The sequence below is a fragment of the Actinoallomurus iriomotensis genome (assembly GCF_030269445.1).
Lineage (GTDB): Bacteria > Actinomycetota > Actinomycetes > Streptosporangiales > Streptosporangiaceae > Actinoallomurus > Actinoallomurus iriomotensis.
Genome location: NZ_BSTJ01000008.1, coordinates 179,335 through 202,255 on the forward strand (window position 1 = coordinate 179,335; position 22,921 = coordinate 202,255).

Consider the following 22,921-nt stretch of genomic DNA (forward strand, 5'->3'; position numbering starts at 1 on the left):
TCGCTGTGGCGGTTGACCCTGACGCAAGGTCAATCTCTCAGCATGGCGGCATGACCACGAACAACTTCACGATCCACCACGACGGCGTCACGATCCCGGTGTCTCGCGGCGGCAGGGGGCGACCGTTGGTCCTGTGCCCTGGGCTGAACTCGACACAGGCCGACCTGCACGAGCTGGCCGAGCTGCTGCGGCGCGACCACGACGTGGTGACCTTCGACCTGCGGGGCCATGGCCTCGCCTCGGCCGCCGACCGCTACTCCTTCGAGGCGTTCCTCAGCGATCTCGTCGCCGTGATGGCGGAGCTGGGGCGGCTCGACCTGGACACGGCGCCCGTGCTGGTGGGCTACTCGCTGGGCGCGGACCTGGCCGTGCACTATGCCGCCGAGCATCCTGACAGCGTCGCGGGGCTTGTTCTCATCGACGGGGCGAACCCGGTGCCCGAACCGTTCATCACCGAGGCCGTCCTGCCGGAGTTCCGCGCCATGTGGGAGGACATGGCGACGCAGCAAGAGGCCGAGCGGGGCACCGCGCGTCAGGTGTTGCTCACCGCCCAGGAGATTCTCGACCTGAATGTCGAGATCGATGCGGTTCGGTCAGGGATCCTCGACCGGTACCGGAAGATCGACCGGCCTATCAGCATGATCATGTCGATCTCGATGGCCGGCGACAGCGCCGAAGGGCATGCGCCACGGTTCAATCAGAACTGGCGTGCCGGCGTCGAGCGGCTTGTCCGCGAGCAGCCGCACATCGCCACGTTCTGGCTCGAGGCCGACCACGGGCTGGTCTTCACCCATGGCCCGGAAATCGCCCAGATCATCCGGAGTGCACAAGGCGCAGTCGGCCAGGCGGCTCCTTGAACGCACTCGTAGGAGACTGGTGCGATGCTGACCATCGGCGAGCTGGCATCGTACGCCGGGGTGACGGTGCGCACGGTGCGGCACTACCACGCCAAGGGACTGCTGCCGGAGCCGGAGCGGGACCACTCCGGCTACCGCAGGTACGGTGCCGGCGCCGTGATCGAGCTGATCAAGATCCGGACCCTCGCCGAGGCCGGGATCCCGCTGGCGCGGGTGCGAGAACTGCTGCAGGCCGACGAGGAGGAGTTCGCCGCGGCGGTCGCGGACATCGACGAGCGGCTGCGGGCGGAGATCCGGCAACGGCAGCGTCACCGGAAACGGATCGCCCGGCTCGCCGCCGGGGACAGCCTGGCGCTGCCATCGGAGGTGGTCGGGTATCTCGACCGGCTGCGGGCGCTCGGGGTCGACGAGCGGATCGTCGAGGTCGAGCGCGACGGCTGGATCCTGCTGGCCGCGCACTCATCCGAGCGAGTCCCGGAGTGGATGGCGCGCAAGCGGGAGCAGATCGCCGACCCGCGGCTCATCGACTTCTTTCTCACCCTGAGCCAGGCTCTCGATCGGAACTCCGACGACCCACGGCTGGTGGAACTTGCCGATGAGCTGGCCGCCTATATCACGCGGATGGCCGACGAGATGGGCGAGGACTATGTCGACGACGTCGATATCGACCCACCGTTGGCCAACCTGATGGACGCACTGGTGTTCGACACCGTGCCGCCGGCCCGTCGGCTGATCGGGCTGCTGAAGAGGCGAGGCTGGACCGGCTGGACCAAGCTCGAGCGCGTGGACCCACGGGGTGCGGCAGGAAGACACCGGTCCGAACAGCGCACGCTCGAATAAGTGATCTCCACCAGTGCGACGGGCGCTGTTCAGCGCGAATGGTGGGTCCTCCCTCTAGCGGGTGATCGTGCGACCGCGCGTTGTGGGGAGACGCCTGAGAGATGTTCGCCCCTCGGCGGGATCCGCGCGCGGGTGGCCGGCGGAAGGATCGCCCACGTCGCGCATCGGTGTGCGAAAGGTGGGGTCGAATGACGCAGGTGAAATCCGGCCTGGAGGGGCGGCCGTCCGCCGGCATCGTCGGCGCGCGGTGGAGCGCCGCACGCAGGCTGGCGGGCCATGCGGCCGCGCTGACCATGTCGCTCTATCTGTTGGTCAAGGTCATTTGGATCGCGGCCGCGTTGGTCGGGCATGGACCGCCGGACGCCGGTACCGCCGGCTGGGTGGGGCTCAACGCCGTCACCGTGGGGATGTCCGCGGTCGGGGTCATGCTGGGACTGGCGTTGGCCCAGCGATGGGGGCGGCGGCTGCCCGCGCTTCCCGTGGTCCTCATTTCCTGGGTGGGCGCCGGCTTCCTGGTTCCGATGCTGCCCTACATGGTGATCAGTACGGTCCTGGACGCGGCCGGCGTCGACCGAGGCGGCGACCAGTCCGGTGGTTCCGGCTCGGTGCCAGGGTGGGAGATGGTCTTCATCGCCATCGGCTTCGCCGGGATGGCGGTAGGGCTGGCCGTGGCTCTTCCGATCTATCTGAGGGAGAGGTGGCCGAACCATTTCCTGGGGCGCGTCGGACAGCTCCGGTTGAGCGCATCACGATGGGCCTGGGCGGGGATGCTCGCGGCCGTGATGCTGGGCTTGCTCTGGTCGTATTGGGGGTTCGGCGGAACGATCGGCCTGGACCCCTCTCATCGCGACCAGTGGGACCTCAACGGGCGGCTGTTGAACGTGAACTCGGGACTATGGGCCCTGATCGGCGGCTCGAACATGCTGGTGTTCGCTCGTCGACGTCCGGCCGGCCTGCCGCTGTGGATTCCGATGACGTCGGTATTCGCGGCCTCAGGGTCGCTGTTCGCCTGGAGCTGCTGGAAGCTTCCGCTGGCCGTCATCCGACCCGGCGACTACGTGACGGCCGAATACCCCGTTGTCGCGGTGATCGAGCATGCGCTGAGCATCGGTGCCGGCTTGGCCCTTCTCATCGCCGCCATCAAGCTCCGGGGGCATACCGCATCCTCGGCATGAGCGCCCGCCTCAGGAGGGTAGCCGATATCCATCGGCTCCCCTCCTGCGTGATTTTCCGGGTTCTGCCGCCGGGGTCGGGACGGTTACCGCTCCCGGACCGCGTAGGTCAGGTGGGTCACCCGCCGCGTCGGCTCCGCGCCGACCGGCTCCAGGGCCACGCGGCCCGCGTCCACGCCTTCGAACAGGCGGATTCCGGAGCCGAACAGCACGGGCGAGAGCGCGATCGTGAACTCGTCGATCAGGCCGGCGTTCACGTACTCCAGGATCGTCGCGCCGCCGCCCGCGATGCGGACGTCACGGTCGCCGGCGGCCTCGCGGGCCTGGTCGAGCGCCGTCTCGATGCCGTCGTTGACGAAGTGGAATGTGGTTCCACCCGGCCGCTCCCAGGGGTCGCGCTTCTCGTGCGTCACGACGAAGACCGGCGTGTGGAACGGCGCCTCCTCCGGCCACATCCGCTCGCCGGCGTCGAACATGCGCTTGCCCATCACGCTCGCGCCGGTGCGCTCGAACGTCTCCCGCACGATGTCGTTGTCGCGCCCCTCCTCGCCGCCCTCGCCAAGCCCCAGGTTCTCCCGGAAGAACCGCTGCGGGAAGATCCACCGCTGCAGTTCCATCCACTGCCGCCCCATCAGTTCCCCGAGCGAGCCGGGCGCGATGAACCCGTCCAGCGACATCGACACGCTGAAGAACACCTTCCCGGCCATCAGCCCTCAACTCCCTTCCGCGCGAGGTCGGTGACGTAGGCCGCCAGGCTGCTCAGGGTCTGCCGGCCGGCCTCGATCGCGTGGTAATTCTCGGCAGCCTCGTCGCGCAGCTCCTTAGTGGGGAACACCGTGCGCATCTCGATCCGGGTCGCCGCGCCTTCGGAGGCGAACGTCAGGACCGACTCGAAGGCGTTCGGGTCGGTGCGGGACTCACCGTGCAGCAGCGCGATCCGCTCCGGCGGGGTGATCTCGGTCCAGGAGATCCATTCCTGGTAGTCCGTCCCGTCCGGTCCGTGCATCACGAAGTCCCACACCCCGCCGACGCGGAACTCGAACGCCCGCGTGGTGGTGCTGAAACCCTCCGGCCCCCACCACCGCGACAGGTGCCGCACCTCGGTGAACGCCTCGAACACCAGCTCCCGCGGTGCGTCGATGGCCCGGGAGATCACGATCTCGCGGTCGGCCGTCGCGGACTGCGCCGGCGTTCCTCGTCCTGTCTCGCTCATCGGCTACCCCTCCTGCCTTTCCTGCTTCAGGTCCTGCACGTACGCGTCCAGCCGGTCGAAGCTCTCGTCCCAGAACCGCTCGAACCCGCCGGTCCACTCGTGAACCGGCCGCAGCCCGCGGGCGTCAAGGCCGTACAGGCGCTGCTTGCCCGCCTTGCGGTCCCGCACCAGCCCCACCTCCCGGAGCACCCGCAGATGCTTGGACGCCCCCGGCTGGGTCATCCCCAGCTCCCGGGCCAACTCGGTCACCGGCCGTTCACCCGCCCGCAGCAGCACCAGGATCTCCCGGCGCTGCGGCTCGGCGATCGCGTTGAAGACGTCCGACGTCGTCGCTGCTCGTGCCATGGCAGGAATCATATACCCATATCGGAATGCGTTAGCCCCGAGTTCGGTCACGGTGGAACGGTGGCGGGGCGACGTAGACGACGACCCGGCCGGTGACCCGCTTGGCCGCGGCCAAGCCGGCGTCGATCCACCTAGCCGGGGCCCCGGACGTCTCACCCGGCGTATCAGGGCATTTGACTGACTGACTTGGTCAGTCAATAATCGGGCGGGTGCGAGGTAGGGTGCCGGCGCGGCCGGTCGAGGAGATAGCCGAAGCGGCGGCGCGGGTGTTCATGGCCAAGGGCTACCGAGGGGCCGGGATCTCCGACGTGTCCGCGGCCCTCAACATGAGCCACGGTGCGGTGTACACCTACGCCAGGAGCAAGGCGGCTCTGCTGTACCTGGCTCTGTTGCGCCTGGCCCGCCCGGAGTCGCTGGCCGGCCTGGAGATTCCGGTGGCCACGCCGGCGCCGGAGGAGATCGTGGCCGTGGTCGACACCGGGGCCGCCGACCACAGCGGTTTCTCCCGGTTGACCGCGGCGGCCGACGGACGGCGGCGACACGAGTCGGTCGCCGAAGAGTTCGGCGCCATCATCGACGAGCTGTACGAGTTCGTCGAACGCAACCGGCGACTGCTGGCCCTGATCGAGCGGTGCGCCCCCGACCTGCCGGAACTCGCACAGCACTACTTCATACAGCGTCGTAGGACGCTGCTGGCCACTCTTGGCGACTACCTGCGCCGGCACATCCAGTCCGGTGCACTGCGCCCGGTTCCCGACGTGCCGGCGGCGGCGCGTTTCATCACCGAGACCGTCGCCTGGTTCGCCTGGCATCGAATCGACGATCCGGACTCGGCGATGCTCGACGGCGACGCCTGCCGTCGAACCGTCCGCCACCTCCTGCTCGCCGCGTTCCTCCCCGCCCCGGACGTGGACACCGAACCGACCTGATCCGGAAAGACGAGAAGCCGTGTCTGAGAGTGCAGCATCCGCGCCGGCCGGCGCGCGAACGGCGTCCGGCTCGAGCGAGCCCGACGCGAGGCGGGCAGCGCCACTGGCGTGGCGACCGGTGCTGGCCGTGGTGGCCGTGGCCGGCGCCGTACACCTGGCGGTGGCGACCCGGTTCGGCTGGCACCGTGACGAGTTCTACTACGTGATCTCCGGCCGGCACCTGGCCTGGGGGTACCCGGACCAGCCGCCGCTGACGCCGCTGCTGGCGCGGCTGGCCGCCGACCTGCCCGGCGGGGTGCTGCCGCTGCGGCTGCTCGCGGTCGCCGCTCAACTGGGCTGCATCCTGCTGGTCGCCGCCCTGGCCGCCGAGTTCGGAGGCCGGGCTCGGGCCCAGACCATCGCCGCCGCGGCGGTCGCGGCCTGCCCCGCGTTCGTCGCCGCCGCGCTGCTGTTCGGCACGACCGTCACCGACCAGGTGGCCTGGGCCGCCGTGTTCGTCATGACGGCAAGAGCCGTACGGCTGGGCACGGTGCGCGCCTGGCTGCCGGCCGGGGCGATGGCCGGAATCGGGTTGGAGAACAAGGACACCATCGGGGTGCTGGTGCTGGGCATCACCGTCGGGGTGCTGCTGTCTCACCGTGCCGTGCTGCGTACTTCCGGGCCGTGGCTGGCCGGTGCCCTGGCGGTGCTGATGGTCGCGCCGAATGTGGTGTGGAACGCGCGGCACGGGTGGGCGCAGTTCCGCATGGGCGCCACGCTCTCGGCCTCGGAGGGCGGCCCCCTCGGCTCCCTGGCGCATCTTCCCGAGCTGGCGCTGGTCCTGGCCGGCCCGCCGCTGGTCCTGTTGTGGATCTTCGGTATCCGCTGGCTGGGTTCGGCCGCCGGCCGCGACCACCGATGGGTGCTCGTCGTCGCGGCGACCGCGGTGGTCGTGTTCACCGCCAGCGGTGGCAAGGTCTACTACCCGGCGCCTGCCCTGATCGGATTGTTCGCGGCCGGTGGGGTGTGGGTCGAAGCCCGAACCACCGGGGCCGCGACCCCGGCCGCCCGGCCGCGCTGGCGGTGGCCGGTCGCGATCACCATGTCCGGGGTGTTCGCGCTGCTGATCGGCCTGCCCGTGCTGCCGCTGCGCGCGGAGAACGCGCTCCGCTCGGTCAACGCCCAGCCGGTGGAGACGTACGGCTGGCCCGCCTTCGTCCGCCAGGTCACGGAGGTGGCCAAGACCCTTCCGCCCGGCGCCGGCATCTTCACCAGCAACTACGGCGAAGCCGGGGCGCTGACCGTCCTCGGCCCGGACGCGGGCCTGCGGTTGCCCGTATCCAGCGGACACAACGGCTACCTGCTGTGGGGACCGCCCTCGGGCACGACGCCGGACACCGTGCTGTGCGTGGGCGAGTTCCGCGCCGCCTACCTGCGCCGGTCCTGGTCCGACGTGCAGGAGATCGAGCCCATCACCATGCCCGGCGGCATCGTGAACGAGGAAACCGCCCAACACGCGGCGATCTACCTGTGCCGGCGACCACACGGCGACTGGGCACAGATCTGGCCGGGGCTACGCCACCTTGATTAGGACACACGGCCGCTCTGTGGGGGACGGGGTCGGTATGCGTTAACATCCACCGCCATGTCAGAGCCTCGTACGCTTCGTTGTCGCCGTACGGTCGGATTACTGGTCTTCGGTGTCGCGGCGTTCGCCGCGATGTGCGGCCAGGTCGCGTGGCTTCTCATCACCGACGATCTGCCGGACCATTCGATCGGCCGGCGTCTTGGCGTGCTTCTCCTCGTGCTGCTGCTTCTCGGCGTGACCGTGTTCATCGCCGCCGCACTCCGCGGCCGCGTGGTCATGGACGATTCCGGCGTCGAACTGGTGTCATCGTTCAAGCGGCACCGGATTCCCTGGACGAAGATCGAGCGTGTGACCGTCCATCCCGGGTTCCGGGTCTGGCGGGTGCGGGTCTGGTCCGATGGGGTGGGCCGCTCGGCGCTCGTGTGCCCGACCAACGCCGTCGACCCCGGGCTGGGCGCCAACCCCCTCCTGTCTCGTTTGTCCGGCTACGACATGGCGCCGCCCAATACGCCCGGGTCTCTGCGCAAGCCGTTCGAGGAGCTCCGCGCCGAATGGTTCCGGCACCGCAAGCGCGTCTGACGCCCCCATCCGCGGCCGGGGGGCCGGGCTTGAGGTTCCAGCGGGTGGAAGGTGCACAGTCGTCCTCATGAGCACGAACGCGGGGCTGTTCACGATCGGGCAGCTGGCCGAGAGGTGTGGGCTGCCGGCGCGGACGATCCGGTTCTGGTCCGATGCGGGGCTGGTTCCGCCGGCCGGCCGGTCCGCGGGCGGTTATCGCCTCTACGACGCCGGGTCGGTGGCCCGGCTGGAGCTGGTCCGTACCCTCCGCGAACTGGGGCTCGGGCTGGACGTGGTGGAGGCGGTCCTGTCCAGGAGCGTCACCGTGAGCGAGGTGGCGTCGGCGCACGTCGCCGCCCTGGACGCGGAGATCAGGACGCTGCGGTTGCGCCGGGCGGTGCTCAGCACCGTCGCCGAGCGCGCGAACACGATTGAGGAGACGTTGCTGATGCACAAGCTGGCCCAGATGTCCGCCCGGGAGCGGCAGCAGATCATCGATGACTTCGTCCAGTACGTCGTGGCGGGCGTCGATCCCGACGCCCCCGCGATGGGGATCGCCGACAGCATGCGGCGGCTGCCCGCGGACCTGCCGGACGACCCGGCGCCCGAACAGGTGGACGCGTGGATCGAGCTCGGCGAACTCGTCGCGGACGAGGACTTCCGACGCCGGGTGCGCGCCATGGCGGTGGCCGGCCGGGGCGCCGACGAACTGGAGTACGGCCCGGACCACCACGCGGTCGTGGAACACGCGGGCGGGGCGTTGGCGGAGGGAGTCGCACCCGGCTCCGCTCAGGCCCGGACCGTACTCGACCGCATCGTCGCCCCGGACACCACGGCCGCGCAGCGCGCCCGGATACTCGAGCAGCTCGAGACGTTCGTCGACGCCCGGGTGGAGCGGTACTGGCAGCTCCTGGCGATCGTCAACGGCCACCCGCCGCAGCCGGCGGCCGTACCGAGCTTCGAGTGGCTGATCGCAGCCCTCCGCGCCCACGGCGACGTTCGGGCCTGACGTCAGGGGCCCGTACGAGGCGCCGGTCCTACCTCGACGGTCCAGGTGGCGCCGTGCTCGGTGAGGAAGTCGAGGAAGCCGATCGGGTCATAGACCTGGGCGGGGGCGAGCACGCCGGGCTCGGCTCCGTCGGCGACGAGGCGGCGGGCGCTCTCGACCGCGATGACCGCGGTGGAGCCGTACGTGTCCGGGCCCGACACCACGCCACGGGCCGAGCGCCCGTCCTGGCCGGTGGCTTCGGCCAGGACGGTCCACCGCCCGGCGCGGCGGTCGTCCTCGGACGGCCCGTCGGGCACGCTGTCCACCACCTCGGGGGTGACCGCGGAGAAGGCGGCCACCAGCTCCGTCCGGACCACCCCCTCGACGTGCCGAGCGGACACGTGCCGGGGAACGGTGACGACGCCGGGCAGGGGGAACCGGGCGACCGGAGCCGGTCCCGTACCACCGGGGAAGACGATCGACGTACGGAGAGCGGGGACGTCCGGGCGCCAGTCGCCGTCGCGGTAGGTGAGGCCGCCGCCGGTGAACGTGTCGATGTTCGCGAGCGCGGAGCGCAGCGTGCCGCGAGACGGTGAGGCGCCGCTGCGCGCCAGGTCCAGGGCGATGACCAGCTCGGCGACCGGCGAGACCCGCCGGGCCGCGAGGTGCGCGATCAGGTCGCTGGGCAGGCCGTCGTCGTTCACGCCGGGTACCACCGTCACGCCGGCCTCCGTGGCCTCCTGCGCGAACGTGTCGTGGATCCGCTTCAGGTAGAGCTGTTCGCCGGAGATGTCCACGTAGTGACGGCCGGCCCTGATCGCGGCCCGTACGACCGCCTCACCGGACACGCTGAACGGGCCCGCGCAGTTGATCACCGCGTCGCAGCCGTGAAATGCGCCGGCGAGCGCGGCGGTGTCGTCGACTCCGGCGGCGCGTGTCTCGGTTCCGGCCGCGGTCTTGCGGAGGCGTTCGATGTCGCGCCCCACCAGCACGAGGTCGATGCCTCGCCGGGCCAGCTCGGCGACGACGAGTCTTCCGGTATAGCCGTTCGCCCCATAGACGGCGATCTTCATGGATCTGCTCCTCGCGGCTCGGATGAGTTCGACGCTATGAGTCCTGTGCCAAGACGCTCAATGCTCGATAGTGCTCTGTTCATAAGCGTGCGTCTCACTGCGATCGTCTGGCGATACGCTGGCGTTCATGGACGTGCTGAGTGACGCGATCACCGCGATGCGGTTGGGCAGGCCGCATTCGGCGCGCACCGGGAGGCGCGGCCGGTGGGCCGTACGCCACTCGTCGTTCGCGGGAGCGGGCTTCCACGTGGTCCTGCAGGGAGCGTGCCGGCTGACCTCCGAGGGCGGCTCGCCGATCGCGCTCGGTACGGGCGACGCGGTGTTCCTGCCGCACGGCAGCGCGCACCAACTCGCCGACGGCCTCTCCGATCCGCCGGCCGACCCTCCGGTCACCGCGCTGACCGAGATGGAGGATCGGCTTCCGCCGGACGGCCCCGACTCCGTCGTGCTGCTCTGCGGCGCCTACCTGATCGACCGGACCCGGCGGCATCCCCTGCTGGACGAGCTTCCGGAGATCGTCCACCTGCCGTCGCGCGTCGGACGCCATCCGTCGTTGCGCGCCGCGATCGACCTGCTCGGAACCGAACTCGAACGACGCCGCCCGGGGGCGGACGCCGTCCTGCCGTCACTCCTCGACGCGCTGCTGGTCTACATGGTGCGCGGCTGGCTGGACGAACAGCCGGAGGGCCACGCGGCGACCGGCTGGACCGCGGCACTCCGCGACCCGCGCATCATGGCGGCACTGGACGGCATCCACGACGACCCGGCCCGGCCGTGGACGGTCGAGGAACTGGGGGCACGGGCGGGAATGTCCCGCGCGGCGTTCTCCCGGCGGTTCACCGCGCTGGTCGGCCGGCCGCCCCTGGCCTACCTGACCTGGTGGCGGATGACCACGGCGGCCGGACTCCTGCGCGACTCCGACCTCCCCCTGAGCGCGGTGGCGACCCGAGTCGGCTACGGATCGGAGTTCGCGTTCGCCAACGCGTTCAAACGAGCCTTCGGCGTCGCCCCCGGCCGATACCGGAAGCAGGGGCCCTGAGGCCTCCCACCTCCGGTGACCTTTTTGACTCTCAGGTGGCGCGAGACTCGCAGAATGGTCGCGTGCTGAGCATCGGAAGCTTCTCGCTCGTCACCGGCCTGTCGATCACCGCGTTGCGACACTACGACGAGGTCGGGCTGCTGACGCCCGCCTATGTCGACCCCGACACCAAATACCGCCGGTACCGGCCCGACCAGGTCGGCGAGGCGCGTCTGTACGCGGCGTTGCGACGTCTCCAGGTACCCGTCGACGCGATGCGAACGGTTCGGGAACGCGGCGTCGAGGCCGTACTCAGCGAGCACCATGAACGCCTGCGCGCCAGAGCCGACTCGCTGGCGCAGCTCATCGAAAACGTCGAGCGCTACCTTGAGAAGGGGTTGCCGGTGAAGACCCGTCGCATCGCCCAGGTCACCATAGTGACCGACGACCTGCCCACCTTGATCGCGTTCTACCGCGACGCCTTCGACGCCGCCTACCACGAAGAGATCAGCTCTTTTCAGTTCGGCGGCTACCCTGACGACGACTTCTTCCTCGTGACGGTGGCCGACCAGAAACAGCACCCCTGGCCCGGCGGGCCGGCCAAGTTCGGACTGCTCGTCGACGACGTCGACACCGCGCACGCACGGGCACTCACCGCCGGAGCCGTCGAAATCGAAGCGCCGGCCGACAAACCGTGGAAGCCACGGTCATCAACCGTGAAGGATCCGGCCGGCAACCACATCGACCTGTACCAGGGATAAGGCGCCCGCGTGACGGTCGCATCGTCGACCTGAGTCTGCACTGCCGCGTCGAACCTTCTCTGGGCGATGAGGTTGTGATCACCATCGATGTGGATCAACGGCCGGCGTAAAGTGCGGCACTAGCCCTCCGGGTAGAAGAGGAACAGCGTGCAGCCCGTTGTGCTGGACGGCACGTGCCAGGTTCCGGCCGGGGCGTGCAAAAACGTTCCCGGCGGGTGGTCGCGGGCGCCGTCGTTGAACGTTCCCGTCAGCACGTAGACCTCCTCCGGGCCGGGCTCGTGGACGTCGCGGTGCGGCCATGACGTGCCCGGGTCCATCTCCAGCACGTTGGCGTGCGCGCCGGTCGGGCCCTTCCACAGTGGGCGCAGCCGGATGCCCGGGAAGAGTTCGCGGACCGGGGACTCGCTGACGGAAACGGAGGTGTAGCCCGACTGGGCGAGGATCTCGGATTGCATGCCATCCACCGTGCCGCGCGCGGGTCAGGAAGCGACACCGTCTGCAATGACACCATGGGGTATTTTCCTGCCATGCATCGCGTGGTGGCCCTGGTGCGGCCGGTGCAGTCGACGTTCGAGCTCGGCTGTGCCGCCGAGGTCTTCGGCACGGTACGGGACGGGGTGCCGCAGCACTACGAGTTCCAGGTGTGCACGGAGACGCCCGGCACGGTGCCGACGTCGGCCGGGTACGGGATGTCCGTGCCGCTGGGGCTCTCGGCGCTCGCGGCCGCGGACACCGTGCTCATCCCCGGCTGGGCGCCGGTGGAGGTGCCGCTCTCCGCCGGCGTGCGCCGTGCGCTGCTGCGGGCGCACGCCCGTGGGGCGCGGCTCGTCACGATCTGCTCCGGGGTGTTCGCGCTGGCCCGTACGGGACTGCTCGACGGCCGCTCGGCCACCACGCACTGGGCGCGTGCCGAGCGACTGCGGCGCGAGTTCCCCGCGGTGCGGGTGGAACCGGACGTGCTGTACGTGGACCACGGCGACGTCGCGACCAGCGCCGGTGCGGGCGCGGGCATGGACCTGTGCCTGCACCTCGTCCGCAAGGACCACGGGGCCGCGCACGCCGCCCTCGTCGCCCGGCACATGGTGATGCCGCCGCACCGTGAGGGAGGTCAGGCGCAGTACGCGCCGCCTCCGCCGCCCGGGGACGCGCTCGGCGGTCTCCTCGAGTGGGCGGGCGCGCGCCTCGGGACGCCGTTGTCCGTGGACGACCTGGCCGCGCACCTCGGCGTCTCGCCTCGTACGCTGGCGCGGCGCTTCGACGACCGGCTCGGTACGAGCCCGGGCGCGTGGCTGCTGTCCCGCCGGGTGGCCGAGGCGCGCACCCTGCTGGAGGAGACGGACCTGCCGGTGGAGGCGATCGCCGGCCGCGTCGGTCTCGGCTCGGCGGTCAACCTGCGCCGCCGTTTCCGCGCCCAGGTGGGCACGACCCCGGGCGCCTACCGGCGGGCGTTCCGGGTCTCCTGACACGAAAAGAGACCCCTGGCCGGCGGTGACGCCGGCCAGGGGCCTCCTTAGGTGATCAGTCCCGCGTCAGTCGGTGTCCGACGACGGGATGTAGGCGCCGGGCACCTTGTCCGGCGCGTAGATCTTGCTCTCACCCGGGTACGGCTTCTTCCACCCGTGAGCCTCGTACCACGAGAAGTGGTTCATCTGCTCGGGGTTGGCGGAGTCGGCCTTGGCGTTGGGCGCGGAGAAGGGCTGCTTGGCCTTCCATGCCTGCCACTGCGCCGCCACCTGCTGCTCGGCCTTCGGCACGGCCGCCGTCGTCGGCGCGGCCGCGGCCTTCGGGTCCTGCGCCGCGGGGGTGTCCGCGCCACAGGTCGGCAGGGTGGAAAGGCCCAGGGTCAGCGATGTCCGGTTGGGCAGCGCGGTGAACGGTTTGTAGTCGGGCTTGTTGGTGAAGGCGGCGCTCATCGGCGTGGCGGCGCTGTCCTTCTGGTTCATCGGGTGGACCCCGAGGATCTGCTCGATCGTGCGGATCATCGTGATCTGCGAGTAGTAGTGATTGTCGACGGTGCCGTGCTGGGCCCAGGGGCTGATGATCTGGATCGGGGCGCGGTGGCCGTCGACGTGGTCGGTGCCGGCCTGGGAGTCGTCCTCGACCACGAAGATCGCGGAGTCCTTCCAGTACTTGCTGTGCGAGATCTCGTCGACGATCTTGCCGACGGCCAGGTCGTTGTCCGCGACCTGAGCGGCCCCGTTCGGCGGACCACCGGTGTGGTCGCTGGAGAGCCAGAACATGTTGAGGTTCGCCGGGCCGTTCTTCTCGAAGTCACGCTTCCAGATCTCGTACCGGTAGATGTCCGGGACGCTGGTGTCGAACTTCGGGAAGCCGTGCACCGACACGTTGTTCAGTGACGGGATCGGCGAGTAGGAGTTCATCGGGTAGGCGGTGTCCTGCGCGGGGTTCGCCGCCATGGTCTTGGTGTCGCAGTACAGGTTCTGCCAGGTCGCGCCGGCCGGCTTGGTCAGGAACTGCTGGAACTCACCGAAGTCCCGTACGGTCTTGCCCGCCGCCTGCGCACCGGACCAGATGAAGCCGGTCCGCTGGTGGCCGAGAGCGTCGTCCTCGGTGTCGTAGCTGCGCAGGTACTCACCGGCCGAGGACTCGGTGTACTCCGGGTCGTCGGCCTGCATCAGCCAGTTGTGACCCTCGGCGGAGTTCGTGCCGATGTCGTACGTGTTGTCGTACAGCCCGAACTGCTCGGTCAGCGCGTGCTGGTTCGGCGTCACGTTCTCGCCGTACTGGGCCAGCGTCGGGTCGCCGTTGCCCTTCGCGATGTCGCCGAAGAGCTGGTCGTAGGTCCGGTTCTCCTTGACGAGCATGAAGACGTGCTTGATCGTCGAGGGGTCGCCGAGCCGCTGCGGGACCGCCACCGCGTGCGCGGAGCGGCCGTTGGCCAGCTTGACGTCGTTCTTGCCCCAGCCGTTCTGCGCGAAGACCTTGGCCGTGTAGGACCGGATGACCTTGTCGCTCGGCAGTTTGAACCGCTGCAGGCTGGACGTGGTGTCGTGGGTGCCGTGTCCGGCGCTGTTGGCGGGCGGCGTACGGCGGGCGTCGATGCCACGGGTGTTGGAGACCAGCACGTCGTCGCCGACAGTGGTGATCTCCGCGGGGAAGTAGTCGGTCGGGAGCAGGCCGACGTAGCTGACCGGCTCCAGCGGCTTCGTGTACCGGTAGACGGCGACCGCGTTGGCGCGGCCGAGCGTCACCAGCAGGTGACCGTCCTTCGTGAGCGTGGCCGCGTCGGGCTCGTAGCCCACCGACGCCTCCGGCCACGGCTGGGTGGCGATGGTCTGGACGACCTTGTTCTTGGCGGTGTCGATGACGGACACGTTGTTGGTGGCCGTGTTGGTGACGAACAGCGCCCCGTTCTTGGCGTACAGGGCGGTCGGGTGCAGGCCGACGTCGATGCTCGCGGCGGCGGCAGCGGGGTTCGCCGGGTCGATGACGCTGACCGTGCCGGTGGTGGTGGCACCGGTCTTCGGGTCGGCCGGCACCTGGGTGCCGTAGGAGTTGATCGTGGTGTCGCCGGGCTTGGCCGGGCGGCCGCCCTCGTTGCTGACGTACAGCTTGCCGCCGACGAGCGCCACGCCGCGCGGGGCGTTGCCCACGGCCCAGCTCTGCTGGACGGCCCCGGTCGCCGCGTCGATGGCGACCACGCGGTTCTGGCCGTTGACGGCGGAGTACACGGTCTTGCCGTCGGGCGAGAACACCGCCTGAGCCACCAGCGCGTGCTTGGCCCCGTCCGCCGGGATCTTGACGGCGACGGGGTTGGCGAGCGTGCCGTCCGCGTTCACGGTGAACTTGGTGTAGCCGTCGGTCTGGCCCAGCCACAGCTGCGAACCGTCGGGCGAGTACGTGGGGCCTTCCTGGCCCACGTCGTTGCCGCTGATCTTGAGGTTCGCCGCCGCGTTGTTGCCGACGAGCTGCTGCACCTTCCAGTTCTTCACGTCCACGATGGCGAGCGCCATGCCGCCGTCGGTGACCGAGGCCGCGACGTGGGTGCCGTCCGGGCTGAGCGTGGACGACATGATCTTGCCGTTGTTGATGACGAGGCGCTCGCCGATGGGGTCGATGTACTGGTCGCCGGAGACGACCTGGCCCTTTTTGGTGGTCTGGCCGACCTGGTCGGTGCCGAACCCCGTGGTGGAGGCGTAGGCGATGCTCCCGCTGGCGACGGCGAGAGCAGCGGTGCCGGCCGCCACCGTGTGGATCCGCCGGCCGGTGCGTCTTTCGAAGAATCTACGACGGGACTTCGCGACGCGCTGGCGCGTAACGTGCATGAGTTAATCCTTCGTGCTTGCGAGCAGATCGACGTTCCCGTCGAACTGCCACAGGGGATTGGGTGCGTCACCGGTCTCGGTGCGCACCGGGAAGTAGCCGTTCACCTCCTTCGGTCCGTCTCCGTCCGCGACGTACCGCCCGTCCGCGGTGACGTCGAGCTGATAGATGGCCTGGCCGACGGCGGCCGTGCCGGGAAGGTGCCAGGACACGACACAGCGCCAGTCGTTGCCCGGCCCCTGGTCGAGGACCCGGTCGCCGCCCTTGTCGCAGGACGCGGTGGCCGCGAGCTGCGCCTCGGTGACGTCGGGACGATGGAGCTCCCGCGTCTGCACGCGGTACAGGTGGGCGTACACCGTGGCGAGCGAGCGCTGCAGCTTGGCCTGCTCGATCCCGGAGCCCTTGGCCGGGGTCACGACGGCGAGCAGTACGGCGGTGAGGCCGACCAGAGCGGCCAGCGGAAGCGCCCCCGCGACGAGGACGCGCCGGCCCGACCCGTCGTACGCCAGGTCGGTGAAGCCGCGGCGCAGGAACAGGTGGTAGGCCAGCGCGGTCGCGACGATCGCCCACGCCAGGCTCACCACGATGCCGATGAGAAGGGGCCCCGTCTGCGCCGGGCTGGTGAACAGCCCGCGCCAGGCGAGGAAGGCGTGGCTCGGCAGGGCCAGCCGTATCGGCACCGGCAGCGGAAGCAGCTGCGTGAGCTGGAGCGCGAAGGCGAGGAGCGCGGGCATCAACAGGCCCATCGTCGAGCGGCCCAGGGCGACCGAGCCGAGGAGGCCGACCCCGGCGAACGCCAGCGTCGGCGCCAGCACGCAGGCCCACGAGAGCAGGACCGTGCCGGCCGCGCCCCCCGGACTGAGGAGATGCCCGTCCAGGCCGACGAGCGGGTGGTCGCCGACCGCGGCCAGACCGCCGGCGATGCCCGACACCGCCAGCCCGGCCACCAGCACCAGGAGCACGGTGAGGGTGGCGAGGCCCTTCGCCACGAAGATCCGGCGCGGCGAGCGGACCGCCACGAGGAGGTGGCGCCAGGTGCCCAGCCGGTCCTCGGTCGCGAAGACGTCGCCGGCGACCAGGGCGGTCAGCAGCGGGAGCGCCCAGCTGCGGGAGAAGTCCAGTACGACCAGGGCCCCCGCCCAGCCGGTGGCGTGCATCCAGCGGCCGAACACCGTGTCGCTGGGGAGCGTGCTCTGCAGGCTCACCGCGACCACGAACACCGCGGGGGCGATCCAGCAGGCGAGCAGCAGCACCCGGATCCGCCACTGCGACAGCAGCTTGACCAGCTCGAACCGGTACCCGCGCAGCACCGGCGCCGGCTGGGCCTCGACCCTGGGCGGCGCGGCCACAGTCGTCATGAGGCCTCCTTCGTCAGCCTCATGACAAAGTCGCTGTGTTTTCCGGTGCCCTCGCTTCGCTCGGTCACTTGTTCTCCTCATCGGTCTGCCCGGTCATGGCCAGGAACGCGGCCTCGAGCGGCGACACGACGGGCGCCAGTTCCCGTACCGCCACGTCGGCCCGTACGAGCCGCACCACCAGGTCGTCGAGAACGGGCACCGGCCCGCGGACCACGAGCACGTCGGTGTCCGGCCGCTCGGCGGGGTCGCGGTCGGACTTGACCTGGAGTCCGGGCGTCTCCAGCGCCACCCGATGAGCCTCGGCCGGGTCAGAGGTGCGCACCCGGTAGTCGAGCTCGCCGCTCTCGGCGGCGAGCTTGCCCACCGGCCCGGAGAACACGACCCGCCCGGTGGCGAGGAGGGTGACCTCCGAGCACAGCGCGGCGAGGTCGTCCATCCGGTGGCTGGACAGGACCACCGCGGTCCCGGCCGCGGCGAGCCCGGTGATGACGCGGTGCACGTGGTGCTTGCCGGCGGGGTCCAGGCCGTTGGCCGGCTCGTCGAGCACGAGCAGCCGCGGTTCGGTCAGCAGCGCGGCGGCGAGCCCGAGCCGCTGGCGCATGCCGAGAGAGAAGCCCCGGAGGCGGTCGTCGGCGACGTCGGTGAGCCCGACCTGCTCCAGCGCCTCGCCGACGCGTGCGGCCTGACCGGTCTCGTGCCCGCGCAGTGCGGCCAGGGCCGAGAGGTTCTGCCGCGCGGTGAGCGACGGGTAGAGGCCCGGCCCGTCCACGAAGCCGGAGACGCCGTCGGGGACGGCGAGCGTCCGCCCGACCGTCGTACCCAGGATCTCCAGCCGGCCGCTGTCGGCGACCGCCAGGCCCAGCAGGAGACCGAGGAGCGTCGTCTTGCCCGCGCCGTTCGGGCCGACCAGGCCGTGGACCTGCCCGCTTGCCACGTCGAGGTCGACGCCGTCGAGTGCGACCACATCGCCGAAAGACTTCCTGATCCCGCGACCCCGGACTGCGGGGCTCCTGCGCATGTCGGTCTCCTCTGATCGATCTTCAGCAGGAGGACCCTAGGGAGCGCGGTTTGCCGTGGAGGGGCGCGCAGTCGAATTTTGGGCGAACGACGCCAAAGCCGCCAATAAGACAATCAACGGGCGATTGCACACGGCCCGGGAAAATGACGTGCGGTGGCGGGAGCCGCGACTTGATACTTGGGCCGCAGTACGACCGGTCGTCGTTCACCCATCGAGCGCAGAAGGGATCAAAGCCCATGGCCACCACGACTCGTCTGGATCTGGCCGCGGTCCGCAACATCGGGATCATGGCCCACATCGATGCGGGCAAGACGACGACCACCGAGCGGATCCTCTACTACACCGGCGTCGCGTACCGGATCGGCGAGGTCCACGACGGCGACACGCTGATGGACCACACCGAGCAGGAGCGCGAACACGGCATCACGATCACGTCCGCCGCGACCACCTGTCACTGGACGGTCGACGGTGCCGACCACGCCGTCACCATCATCGACACCCCCGGGCACGTCGACTTCACCGTCGAGGTGGAGCGCTGCCTGCGGGTGCTCGACGGCGCCGTGGCGGTGTTCGACGGGGTCGCGGGCGTGGAGCCGCAGTCCGAGACCGTCTGGCGCCAGGCCGACCGGTACGGCGTGCCGCGGATCTGCTTCGTCAACAAGCTCGACCGCGCGGGCGCCGACTTCCACGCCTGCGTCGACACGATCGTCGACCGGCTCGGGGCGGTGCCGCTGGTCCTGCAGTTGCCGATCGGAGCCGAGGCTGCCTTCACGGGCGTCGTCGACCTGGTCGGGATGAAGGCCTGCGTCTGGCACGCCGAGGCGCGCCTCGGTGAGGCGTACGAGGTCACCGGCATCCCGGCCGCGTACGCCGAGGCCGCCCGGCAGTGGCGCGACCGGCTGCTGGAGACGGTCGCCGAGCACGACGAGGAGATGATGCGGCTGTACGCCGAAGGGCGCGAGCCGTCCGAGGAGCGCCTGCACGCGGCGATCCGGCGGATCACCATCGCCTCCGGCACGTCGGCGGACGTCACGGTCACGCCGGTGCTCTGCGGCACCGCGTTCAAGAACAAGGGCGTCCAGCCCCTGCTCGACGCGGTCGTGCGCTACCTGCCGTCACCGCTCGACGTCGAGGTCCTCGACGTCGAACGGAGCGGCCGGATCGCGCCGTCCGACGACGAGCCACCGGCCGCCCTGGCGTTCAAGATCGTGACCGACCGGCACCTGGGCGCGCTGGCGTTCGCCCGGATCTACTCCGGCCGGCTGAAACCGGGCATGACGGTGCTCAACTCCGTCAGCGGACAGAAGGAGCGGATCGGCCGCATCTTCCGGATGTACGGGGCCAGGCGCCAGGAGCTGGACTCGGCGGGCGCGGGCGACATCGTCGTCCTCATGGGGCTGAAGGGCACCACGACCGGCGACACGCTGTGCGACGAGCGGCGCCCGGTGGTCCTGGAGTCCATGGACCTGCCGGAGCCGGTCATCGAGGCGGCCGTACGCCCCCGGTCGAGGGCGGACGAAGAGCGGCTCCCGTCGGCGCTCCAGCGGCTCGCCGCGGAGGACCCGTCCTTCGTCGTACGGACCGATCCGCAGACCGGCCAGACCGTCATCGGCGGGATGGGTGAGCTGCACCTGTCGATCCTCGTCGACCGGATGGCACGGGAGCTCGGGGTACGGGCCGACCTCGGCCGGCCACGGGTCGCCTACCGGGAGACCGTCCGCAGGCCGGTGGAGCTGGTCGGCTACACGCATCGGAAACAGACCGGAGGAAGGGGACAGTTCGCCAAGGTACAGATCTCGATCGAACCGATCGCGGACGGCTACGAGTTCGTGAACAAGGTCACCGGGGGCCGCGTCCCGAAGGAGTTCATCCCGTCGGTGGACGCCGGCTGCCAGGACGCGATGCAGGCCGGCATCGTGGCCGGGCACGAGATGACGGGCGTACGCGTCACGCTCGTCGACGGCGCCTTCCACGAGCAGGACTCCTCCGAACTGGCGTTCCGGCAGGCCGGGTACCACGCGTTCCGCGCGGCCGCCCGCCAGGCGGCACCCGTGCTCCTGGAGCCCGTGATGGCGGTCGAGGTCGTCACCCCCGACGCCGCGATGGGAGAGGTCATCGGCGACCTGAACGCACGCCGCGGCCAGGTGCAGGCCGTGGACGAGCGGTCCGGCGCCCGCCTCATCCGGGCACTGGTGCCGCTGTCGGAGATGTTCGGCTACGTCAGTGACCTGCGCAGCCGGACCTCGGGACGGGGGAGCCACTCGATGCTGTTCGCCTCCTACGCCGAGGTCCCACGTGGCCTGACCGAGGCCATCGTCGCCAAGGCGTGACGCACCCGGGGCGGGCGTCGGCAGCACGCCGGCACCCGCCCCGGCACGAACGGCCGGTGTCCTGAGTCGTTGATTCGGTTCAGCCGTCCGGCGAGGCGCGTGTGGGACCGGGCGGGTGGCGGGTCTCGGTCTGCGGCGTCATCGACGACCCCTGCCCTCCAGGGCGTCGTCCACAGACGAGCGGCGCGGGCGGAGCAGGACGAAGACGGCGACGGCGCACAGCGCGGTGACCAGGGTGACACCGCTGAGGGCCGAGTGCCAGGCGTCCGTGAACGCGGTGCGCTCCGTGCGGGCGACCTCGCCCGCCGCGATCCGCGCCGCCGCGGCCGGCGATCCGGTCTCCACCCGGATGAGGCTGACCAGCGCCGCGCCGAACACCGCGATGACCAGGGCCTCGGCCGCGCCGCGCACGGTGTTGAGGAAGCCCGCAGCCGTCCCGGCGCGTGTGGGCTCGACGATGTTCATGGCCTGGCCGTCGGTGATCCCGAACGACAGGCCCATCCCGACGCCGATCAGGAGCAGCGGGCCGAGCAGCCCGGCCACGCCGATGCCGGGACGCAGCACGGTCAGCCAGGCGTTGCCCGCCGCGATCAGGCCCAGTGCCGCCGTCATCAGCGTGCGGCCGGGCACGCCGCGGGTCACCAGCCGGCCGCCCAGCGGCGGAACGACCAGCACCGGCGCGGTCAACATGAGCATCAGCACGCCCGACTCGCTCGCCGGAACCCCGTTCACGCCCTGCAGATAGGTGGGCAGGAACACCAGCACACCGACGAACCCGATCGAGGTCGCCAGGGTGCCCAGGCACCAGCCCATGAACGGCCGGTTCCGGATCAGCGTCAGGTCCAGCACCGGGTGGGCGCCACGGCGTTCGACCACGCCGAAGGCCACCAGCAGGAGAGCTCCCACGGCCAGTGCGACGAGCACCGGCGCGGCGCTCCAGCCCTGCTCCGGGCCCTGCATGATGCCGAACATGAGCGCGGCCAGCCCGCCGACGAAGGTGGTGATCCCCCCATGGTCCACACGGGGACGCTCGCCGGCCCGCGACTCCGGAGCGAACCGGCTGCCCGCCAGGACCAGCAGGCCGGCGACCACGTACGCGCCGAACGTGCCGCGCCAGCCGAACCCGCCGATCATCCAGCCGGACAGGCTCGGGCCGATCGCGATGCCGACGCCGGCCATGGTCCCCATCCCGGCGAACGCACGGGTGCGCGCGGCACCATCGAACGTCGACGCCAGGATCGCCCCGCCCGCGGCCATCATCCCGGCGGCTCCCACGCCGGCCAGCAGCCGCGCCGCGTCCAGCAGCCAGATGCCGTTCGCGACCGTGCCGGCCAGCGCCGCCACCGTGAACAGCGCCGCCCCGAGCGTGAAGACGCGTCGGCGGCCGAACAGATCGGCCAGCGAGCCGCACACGAGCGTGCACGCGGCGAACGTCAGGTTGTATCCGGCGACCACCCACTGCAGGGCCGCGCCGGACACGCCCAGGTCGTCCCCGATGCGCGGGACCGCCACCGCGGTGCCCGCGATCGACATGGCCAGCGCCAGGACGCCGAGCAGCACGGTGGCCGCCGTCACCGGCGGGCTCACCCGCCCCGCGGGCCGCGCGCCGACACTGATGGTGCTCACACATTCCTCCCGTCGTCGGTAGCGGCCCCCATCCTGAAACCTCAACCAACATTGAGGTCAAGCCGTCAGGTGCGGCACGGCTGTGGACGCCCGACTCCCGGTCGACTTGGCGAAGACGTCCCGGCGCCGTCCGTTGTCGGTGATGGGTAGCGCAGCGGAGGATCGGGTGTGTCTTCCCCGCCGACGTTGGCGCGTTGGCCATGCTTGAGATCTCACGTGATCATCGGGAAGGTAGGCCCCTTCCCGATGATCCACAGGTTTCAAGCATGGCCCGTCGTGTGCGCCCGGCGTGGCGTCAGGCCTGGCGGACCCGGTCGTACAGGAGGCAGAGCGCGCCGCTCTCGGTGGTGCTCGTGGCGGTCAGCGACCAGGAGGAGGCGGCCGGGCCGTCGGGGAACAGGCGGGCGCCGCCGCCGACGAGTTCCGGGCACAGGGTGATGCTCAGCCGGTCCAGCTCGTCGGCGTCGATGAGCTGCCGGATGACGCTGGTGCTGGCGAGGACGATGATGTCGCCGCCCTCCTGCTCCCGCAGCTCCTTGACGGTGGCGGCCGGGTCGGCGGTGGCCAGGCGCGCGTTCTGCCACTCCACCTTCTCCAGCGTGCTGGAGAAGACGACCTTCTCGACGTCGTTCAGCCAGCGCGCGAAGGTCCGGTCACTGACATCGGCGGCCTCGTCGTCGGCCACGGCGGGCCAGAAGCCGGCGAAGCCCTGGTAGTTCTTGCGGCCGAGCAGCGCCGTGGTGGCCGCGCCGGTAACCTCCACCATGTGTGAGCGGGCACCCGCGCTCAGGGCGTGCGGAGCGATCCAGCCCATGTCGTACTCTCCACCGGGGCCGGTGACGCGTCCGTCGAGGGACAGAGAGATGTTGGCGACGACGCGACGGGTCGGTGCGGTCATCGGGGACTCCTTCGTTCGGGGACCGGGCGGGCCGGTCGCGGTGATGAGATGAGCCTGCCGGGGCAGGGCACGGGCCGTCGTCGTCA

General features: G+C 70.6%; 21 protein-coding genes. 11 read left to right on the forward strand and 10 right to left on the reverse strand.

Annotated elements, in window-relative coordinates; genetic code table 11:
* Positions 1-50: 50 nt before the first annotated feature.
* The 3 genes from QSK37_RS30410 (at position 51) to QSK37_RS30420 (ending at position 2,872) form a co-directional block, all read left to right on the forward strand.
* Entirely contained in the window at positions 51-857 is an 807-nt protein-coding gene (locus tag QSK37_RS30410) for an alpha/beta fold hydrolase (RefSeq protein WP_285627973.1), read from the forward strand.
* 24 nt (positions 858-881) lie between these two features.
* Positions 882-1,697 carry a MerR family transcriptional regulator gene (locus QSK37_RS30415; RefSeq protein WP_285627975.1) on the forward strand — a complete coding sequence of 272 codons (816 nt, stop codon included), beginning with the start codon at positions 882-884 and terminating at the stop codon, positions 1,695-1,697.
* A gap of 188 nt (positions 1,698-1,885) precedes the next feature.
* The gene (locus QSK37_RS30420) at positions 1,886-2,872 is read left to right on the forward strand and encodes a hypothetical protein (RefSeq protein ID WP_285627977.1); all 987 of its coding nucleotides are present in this window, start codon (positions 1,886-1,888) and stop codon (positions 2,870-2,872) included.
* A gap of 83 nt (positions 2,873-2,955) precedes the next feature.
* Here QSK37_RS30420 and QSK37_RS30425 read toward each other — a convergent pair whose 3' ends face one another.
* The 3 genes from QSK37_RS30425 to QSK37_RS30435 are packed head-to-tail and all read right to left on the reverse strand — an operon-like array spanning position 2,956 to position 4,427.
* Entirely contained in the window at positions 2,956-3,576 is a 621-nt protein-coding gene (locus QSK37_RS30425) for a dihydrofolate reductase family protein (protein WP_285627979.1), read from the reverse strand.
* A complete protein-coding gene (locus QSK37_RS30430) occupies positions 3,576-4,082 on the reverse strand; it encodes an SRPBCC family protein (protein ID WP_285627981.1) in 507 nt (168 codons plus the stop codon). Before QSK37_RS30430 ends, QSK37_RS30425 begins: the two co-directional genes overlap by 1 nt.
* A 3-nt stretch (positions 4,083-4,085) precedes the next feature.
* Positions 4,086-4,427 carry an ArsR/SmtB family transcription factor gene (locus QSK37_RS30435; protein ID WP_285580287.1) on the reverse strand — a complete coding sequence of 114 codons (342 nt, stop codon included), beginning with the start codon at positions 4,425-4,427 and terminating at the stop codon, positions 4,086-4,088.
* A gap of 209 nt (positions 4,428-4,636) precedes the next feature.
* Here QSK37_RS30435 and QSK37_RS30440 point away from each other — a divergent pair, with 209 nt between their 5' ends.
* From QSK37_RS30440 to QSK37_RS30455, 4 genes are all read left to right on the forward strand, one after another.
* Positions 4,637-5,356, forward strand: a complete 720-nt coding sequence (locus QSK37_RS30440; protein ID WP_285627984.1) for a TetR/AcrR family transcriptional regulator — start codon at positions 4,637-4,639, stop codon at positions 5,354-5,356.
* 118 nt (positions 5,357-5,474) lie between these two features.
* Positions 5,475-6,926: a glycosyltransferase family 39 protein gene (locus tag QSK37_RS30445; RefSeq protein ID WP_285627986.1), complete on the forward strand. Its 1,452-nt coding sequence runs from the start codon at positions 5,475-5,477 to the stop codon at positions 6,924-6,926.
* Between the two features lie 129 nt (positions 6,927-7,055).
* On the forward strand, positions 7,056-7,502 hold the full coding sequence (locus tag QSK37_RS30450; RefSeq protein WP_285627988.1) for a hypothetical protein: 447 nt from the start codon (positions 7,056-7,058) through the stop codon (positions 7,500-7,502).
* A gap of 67 nt (positions 7,503-7,569) precedes the next feature.
* Positions 7,570-8,490, forward strand: coding sequence for a helix-turn-helix domain-containing protein (locus QSK37_RS30455; protein ID WP_285627990.1), 921 nt, complete (start codon positions 7,570-7,572; stop codon positions 8,488-8,490).
* 2 nt (positions 8,491-8,492) lie between these two features.
* On the opposite strand, the gene QSK37_RS30460 is transcribed toward QSK37_RS30455, so the two are convergent.
* Complete coding sequence (locus tag QSK37_RS30460) at positions 8,493-9,542, reverse strand: saccharopine dehydrogenase family protein (RefSeq protein WP_285627992.1); 1,050 nt, start codon at positions 9,540-9,542, stop codon at positions 8,493-8,495.
* A 127-nt stretch (positions 9,543-9,669) separates the two neighbouring features.
* Here QSK37_RS30460 and QSK37_RS30465 point away from each other — a divergent pair, with 127 nt between their 5' ends.
* A complete protein-coding gene (locus tag QSK37_RS30465; protein WP_285627994.1) occupies positions 9,670-10,581 on the forward strand; it encodes an AraC family transcriptional regulator in 912 nt (303 codons plus the stop codon).
* A gap of 62 nt (positions 10,582-10,643) precedes the next feature.
* Positions 10,644-11,321, forward strand: a complete 678-nt coding sequence (locus QSK37_RS30470) for a VOC family protein (RefSeq protein ID WP_285627997.1) — start codon at positions 10,644-10,646, stop codon at positions 11,319-11,321.
* 119 nt (positions 11,322-11,440) lie between these two features.
* On the opposite strand, the gene QSK37_RS30475 is transcribed toward QSK37_RS30470, so the two are convergent.
* Positions 11,441-11,776, reverse strand: coding sequence for a cupin domain-containing protein (locus QSK37_RS30475; RefSeq protein WP_285628000.1), 336 nt, complete (start codon positions 11,774-11,776; stop codon positions 11,441-11,443).
* 72 nt (positions 11,777-11,848) lie between these two features.
* On the opposite strand from QSK37_RS30475, the gene QSK37_RS30480 reads away from it, so the two are divergent.
* Positions 11,849-12,784 (forward strand): GlxA family transcriptional regulator, encoded by a 936-nt coding sequence (locus tag QSK37_RS30480; protein WP_285628003.1) that lies wholly within the window; start codon positions 11,849-11,851, stop codon positions 12,782-12,784.
* 66 nt (positions 12,785-12,850) lie between these two features.
* Here the strand turns inward: QSK37_RS30480 and QSK37_RS30485 are convergent, their stop codons facing one another.
* The 3 genes from QSK37_RS30485 to QSK37_RS30495 form a co-directional block, all read right to left on the reverse strand.
* Positions 12,851-15,607: a bifunctional YncE family protein/alkaline phosphatase family protein gene (locus tag QSK37_RS30485; protein ID WP_285628006.1), complete on the reverse strand. Its 2,757-nt coding sequence runs from the start codon at positions 15,605-15,607 to the stop codon at positions 12,851-12,853.
* Positions 15,608-15,610: 3 nt separating this feature from the next.
* Positions 15,611-16,963, reverse strand: coding sequence for an ABC transporter permease (locus tag QSK37_RS30490; protein WP_285628009.1), 1,353 nt, complete (start codon positions 16,961-16,963; stop codon positions 15,611-15,613).
* Positions 16,964-17,027: 64 nt separating this feature from the next.
* Entirely contained in the window at positions 17,028-17,927 is a 900-nt protein-coding gene (locus QSK37_RS30495; protein WP_285628011.1) for an ABC transporter ATP-binding protein, read from the reverse strand.
* 290 nt (positions 17,928-18,217) lie between these two features.
* Between QSK37_RS30495 and fusA the strand changes: the two genes are divergently transcribed.
* The gene (gene fusA, locus QSK37_RS30500) at positions 18,218-20,311 is read left to right on the forward strand and encodes an elongation factor G (RefSeq protein ID WP_285628014.1); all 2,094 of its coding nucleotides are present in this window, start codon (positions 18,218-18,220) and stop codon (positions 20,309-20,311) included.
* 138 nt (positions 20,312-20,449) lie between these two features.
* On the opposite strand, the gene QSK37_RS30505 is transcribed toward fusA, so the two are convergent.
* Both QSK37_RS30505 and QSK37_RS30510 read right to left on the reverse strand, forming a co-directional pair.
* The gene (locus tag QSK37_RS30505; RefSeq protein ID WP_285628016.1) at positions 20,450-21,937 is read right to left on the reverse strand and encodes an MFS transporter; all 1,488 of its coding nucleotides are present in this window, start codon (positions 21,935-21,937) and stop codon (positions 20,450-20,452) included.
* Positions 21,938-22,232: 295 nt separating this feature from the next.
* Positions 22,233-22,835, reverse strand: a complete 603-nt coding sequence (locus QSK37_RS30510; protein WP_285628018.1) for a dihydrofolate reductase family protein — start codon at positions 22,833-22,835, stop codon at positions 22,233-22,235.
* Positions 22,836-22,921: the final 86 nt, after the last annotated feature.

Bases quoted from the DNA above. Each gene is read 5' to 3' on its own strand.
- QSK37_RS30435 (WP_285580287.1), bottom strand. From the start codon at position 4,427: ATGGCACGAGCAGCGACGACGTCGGACGTCTTCAACGCGATCGCCGAG.
- QSK37_RS30420 (WP_285627977.1), top strand. From the start codon at position 1,886: ATGACGCAGGTGAAATCCGGCCTGGAGGGGCGGCCGTCCGCCGGCATC.
- QSK37_RS30410 (WP_285627973.1), top strand. From the start codon at position 51: ATGACCACGAACAACTTCACGATCCACCACGACGGCGTCACGATCCCG.
- QSK37_RS30455 (WP_285627990.1), top strand. From the start codon at position 7,570: ATGAGCACGAACGCGGGGCTGTTCACGATCGGGCAGCTGGCCGAGAGG.
- QSK37_RS30425 (WP_285627979.1), bottom strand. From the start codon at position 3,576: ATGGCCGGGAAGGTGTTCTTCAGCGTGTCGATGTCGCTGGACGGGTTC.
- QSK37_RS30415 (WP_285627975.1), top strand. From the start codon at position 882: ATGCTGACCATCGGCGAGCTGGCATCGTACGCCGGGGTGACGGTGCGC.
- QSK37_RS30465 (WP_285627994.1), top strand. From the start codon at position 9,670: ATGGACGTGCTGAGTGACGCGATCACCGCGATGCGGTTGGGCAGGCCG.
- QSK37_RS30450 (WP_285627988.1), top strand. From the start codon at position 7,056: ATGTGCGGCCAGGTCGCGTGGCTTCTCATCACCGACGATCTGCCGGAC.
- QSK37_RS30490 (WP_285628009.1), bottom strand. From the start codon at position 16,963: ATGACGACTGTGGCCGCGCCGCCCAGGGTCGAGGCCCAGCCGGCGCCG.
- QSK37_RS30460 (WP_285627992.1), bottom strand. From the start codon at position 9,542: ATGAAGATCGCCGTCTATGGGGCGAACGGCTATACCGGAAGACTCGTC.
- fusA (WP_285628014.1), top strand. From the start codon at position 18,218: ATGGCCACCACGACTCGTCTGGATCTGGCCGCGGTCCGCAACATCGGG.
- QSK37_RS30510 (WP_285628018.1), bottom strand. From the start codon at position 22,835: ATGACCGCACCGACCCGTCGCGTCGTCGCCAACATCTCTCTGTCCCTC.
- QSK37_RS30475 (WP_285628000.1), bottom strand. From the start codon at position 11,776: ATGCAATCCGAGATCCTCGCCCAGTCGGGCTACACCTCCGTTTCCGTC.
- QSK37_RS30480 (WP_285628003.1), top strand. From the start codon at position 11,849: ATGCATCGCGTGGTGGCCCTGGTGCGGCCGGTGCAGTCGACGTTCGAG.
- QSK37_RS30430 (WP_285627981.1), bottom strand. From the start codon at position 4,082: ATGAGCGAGACAGGACGAGGAACGCCGGCGCAGTCCGCGACGGCCGAC.
- QSK37_RS30485 (WP_285628006.1), bottom strand. From the start codon at position 15,607: ATGCACGTTACGCGCCAGCGCGTCGCGAAGTCCCGTCGTAGATTCTTC.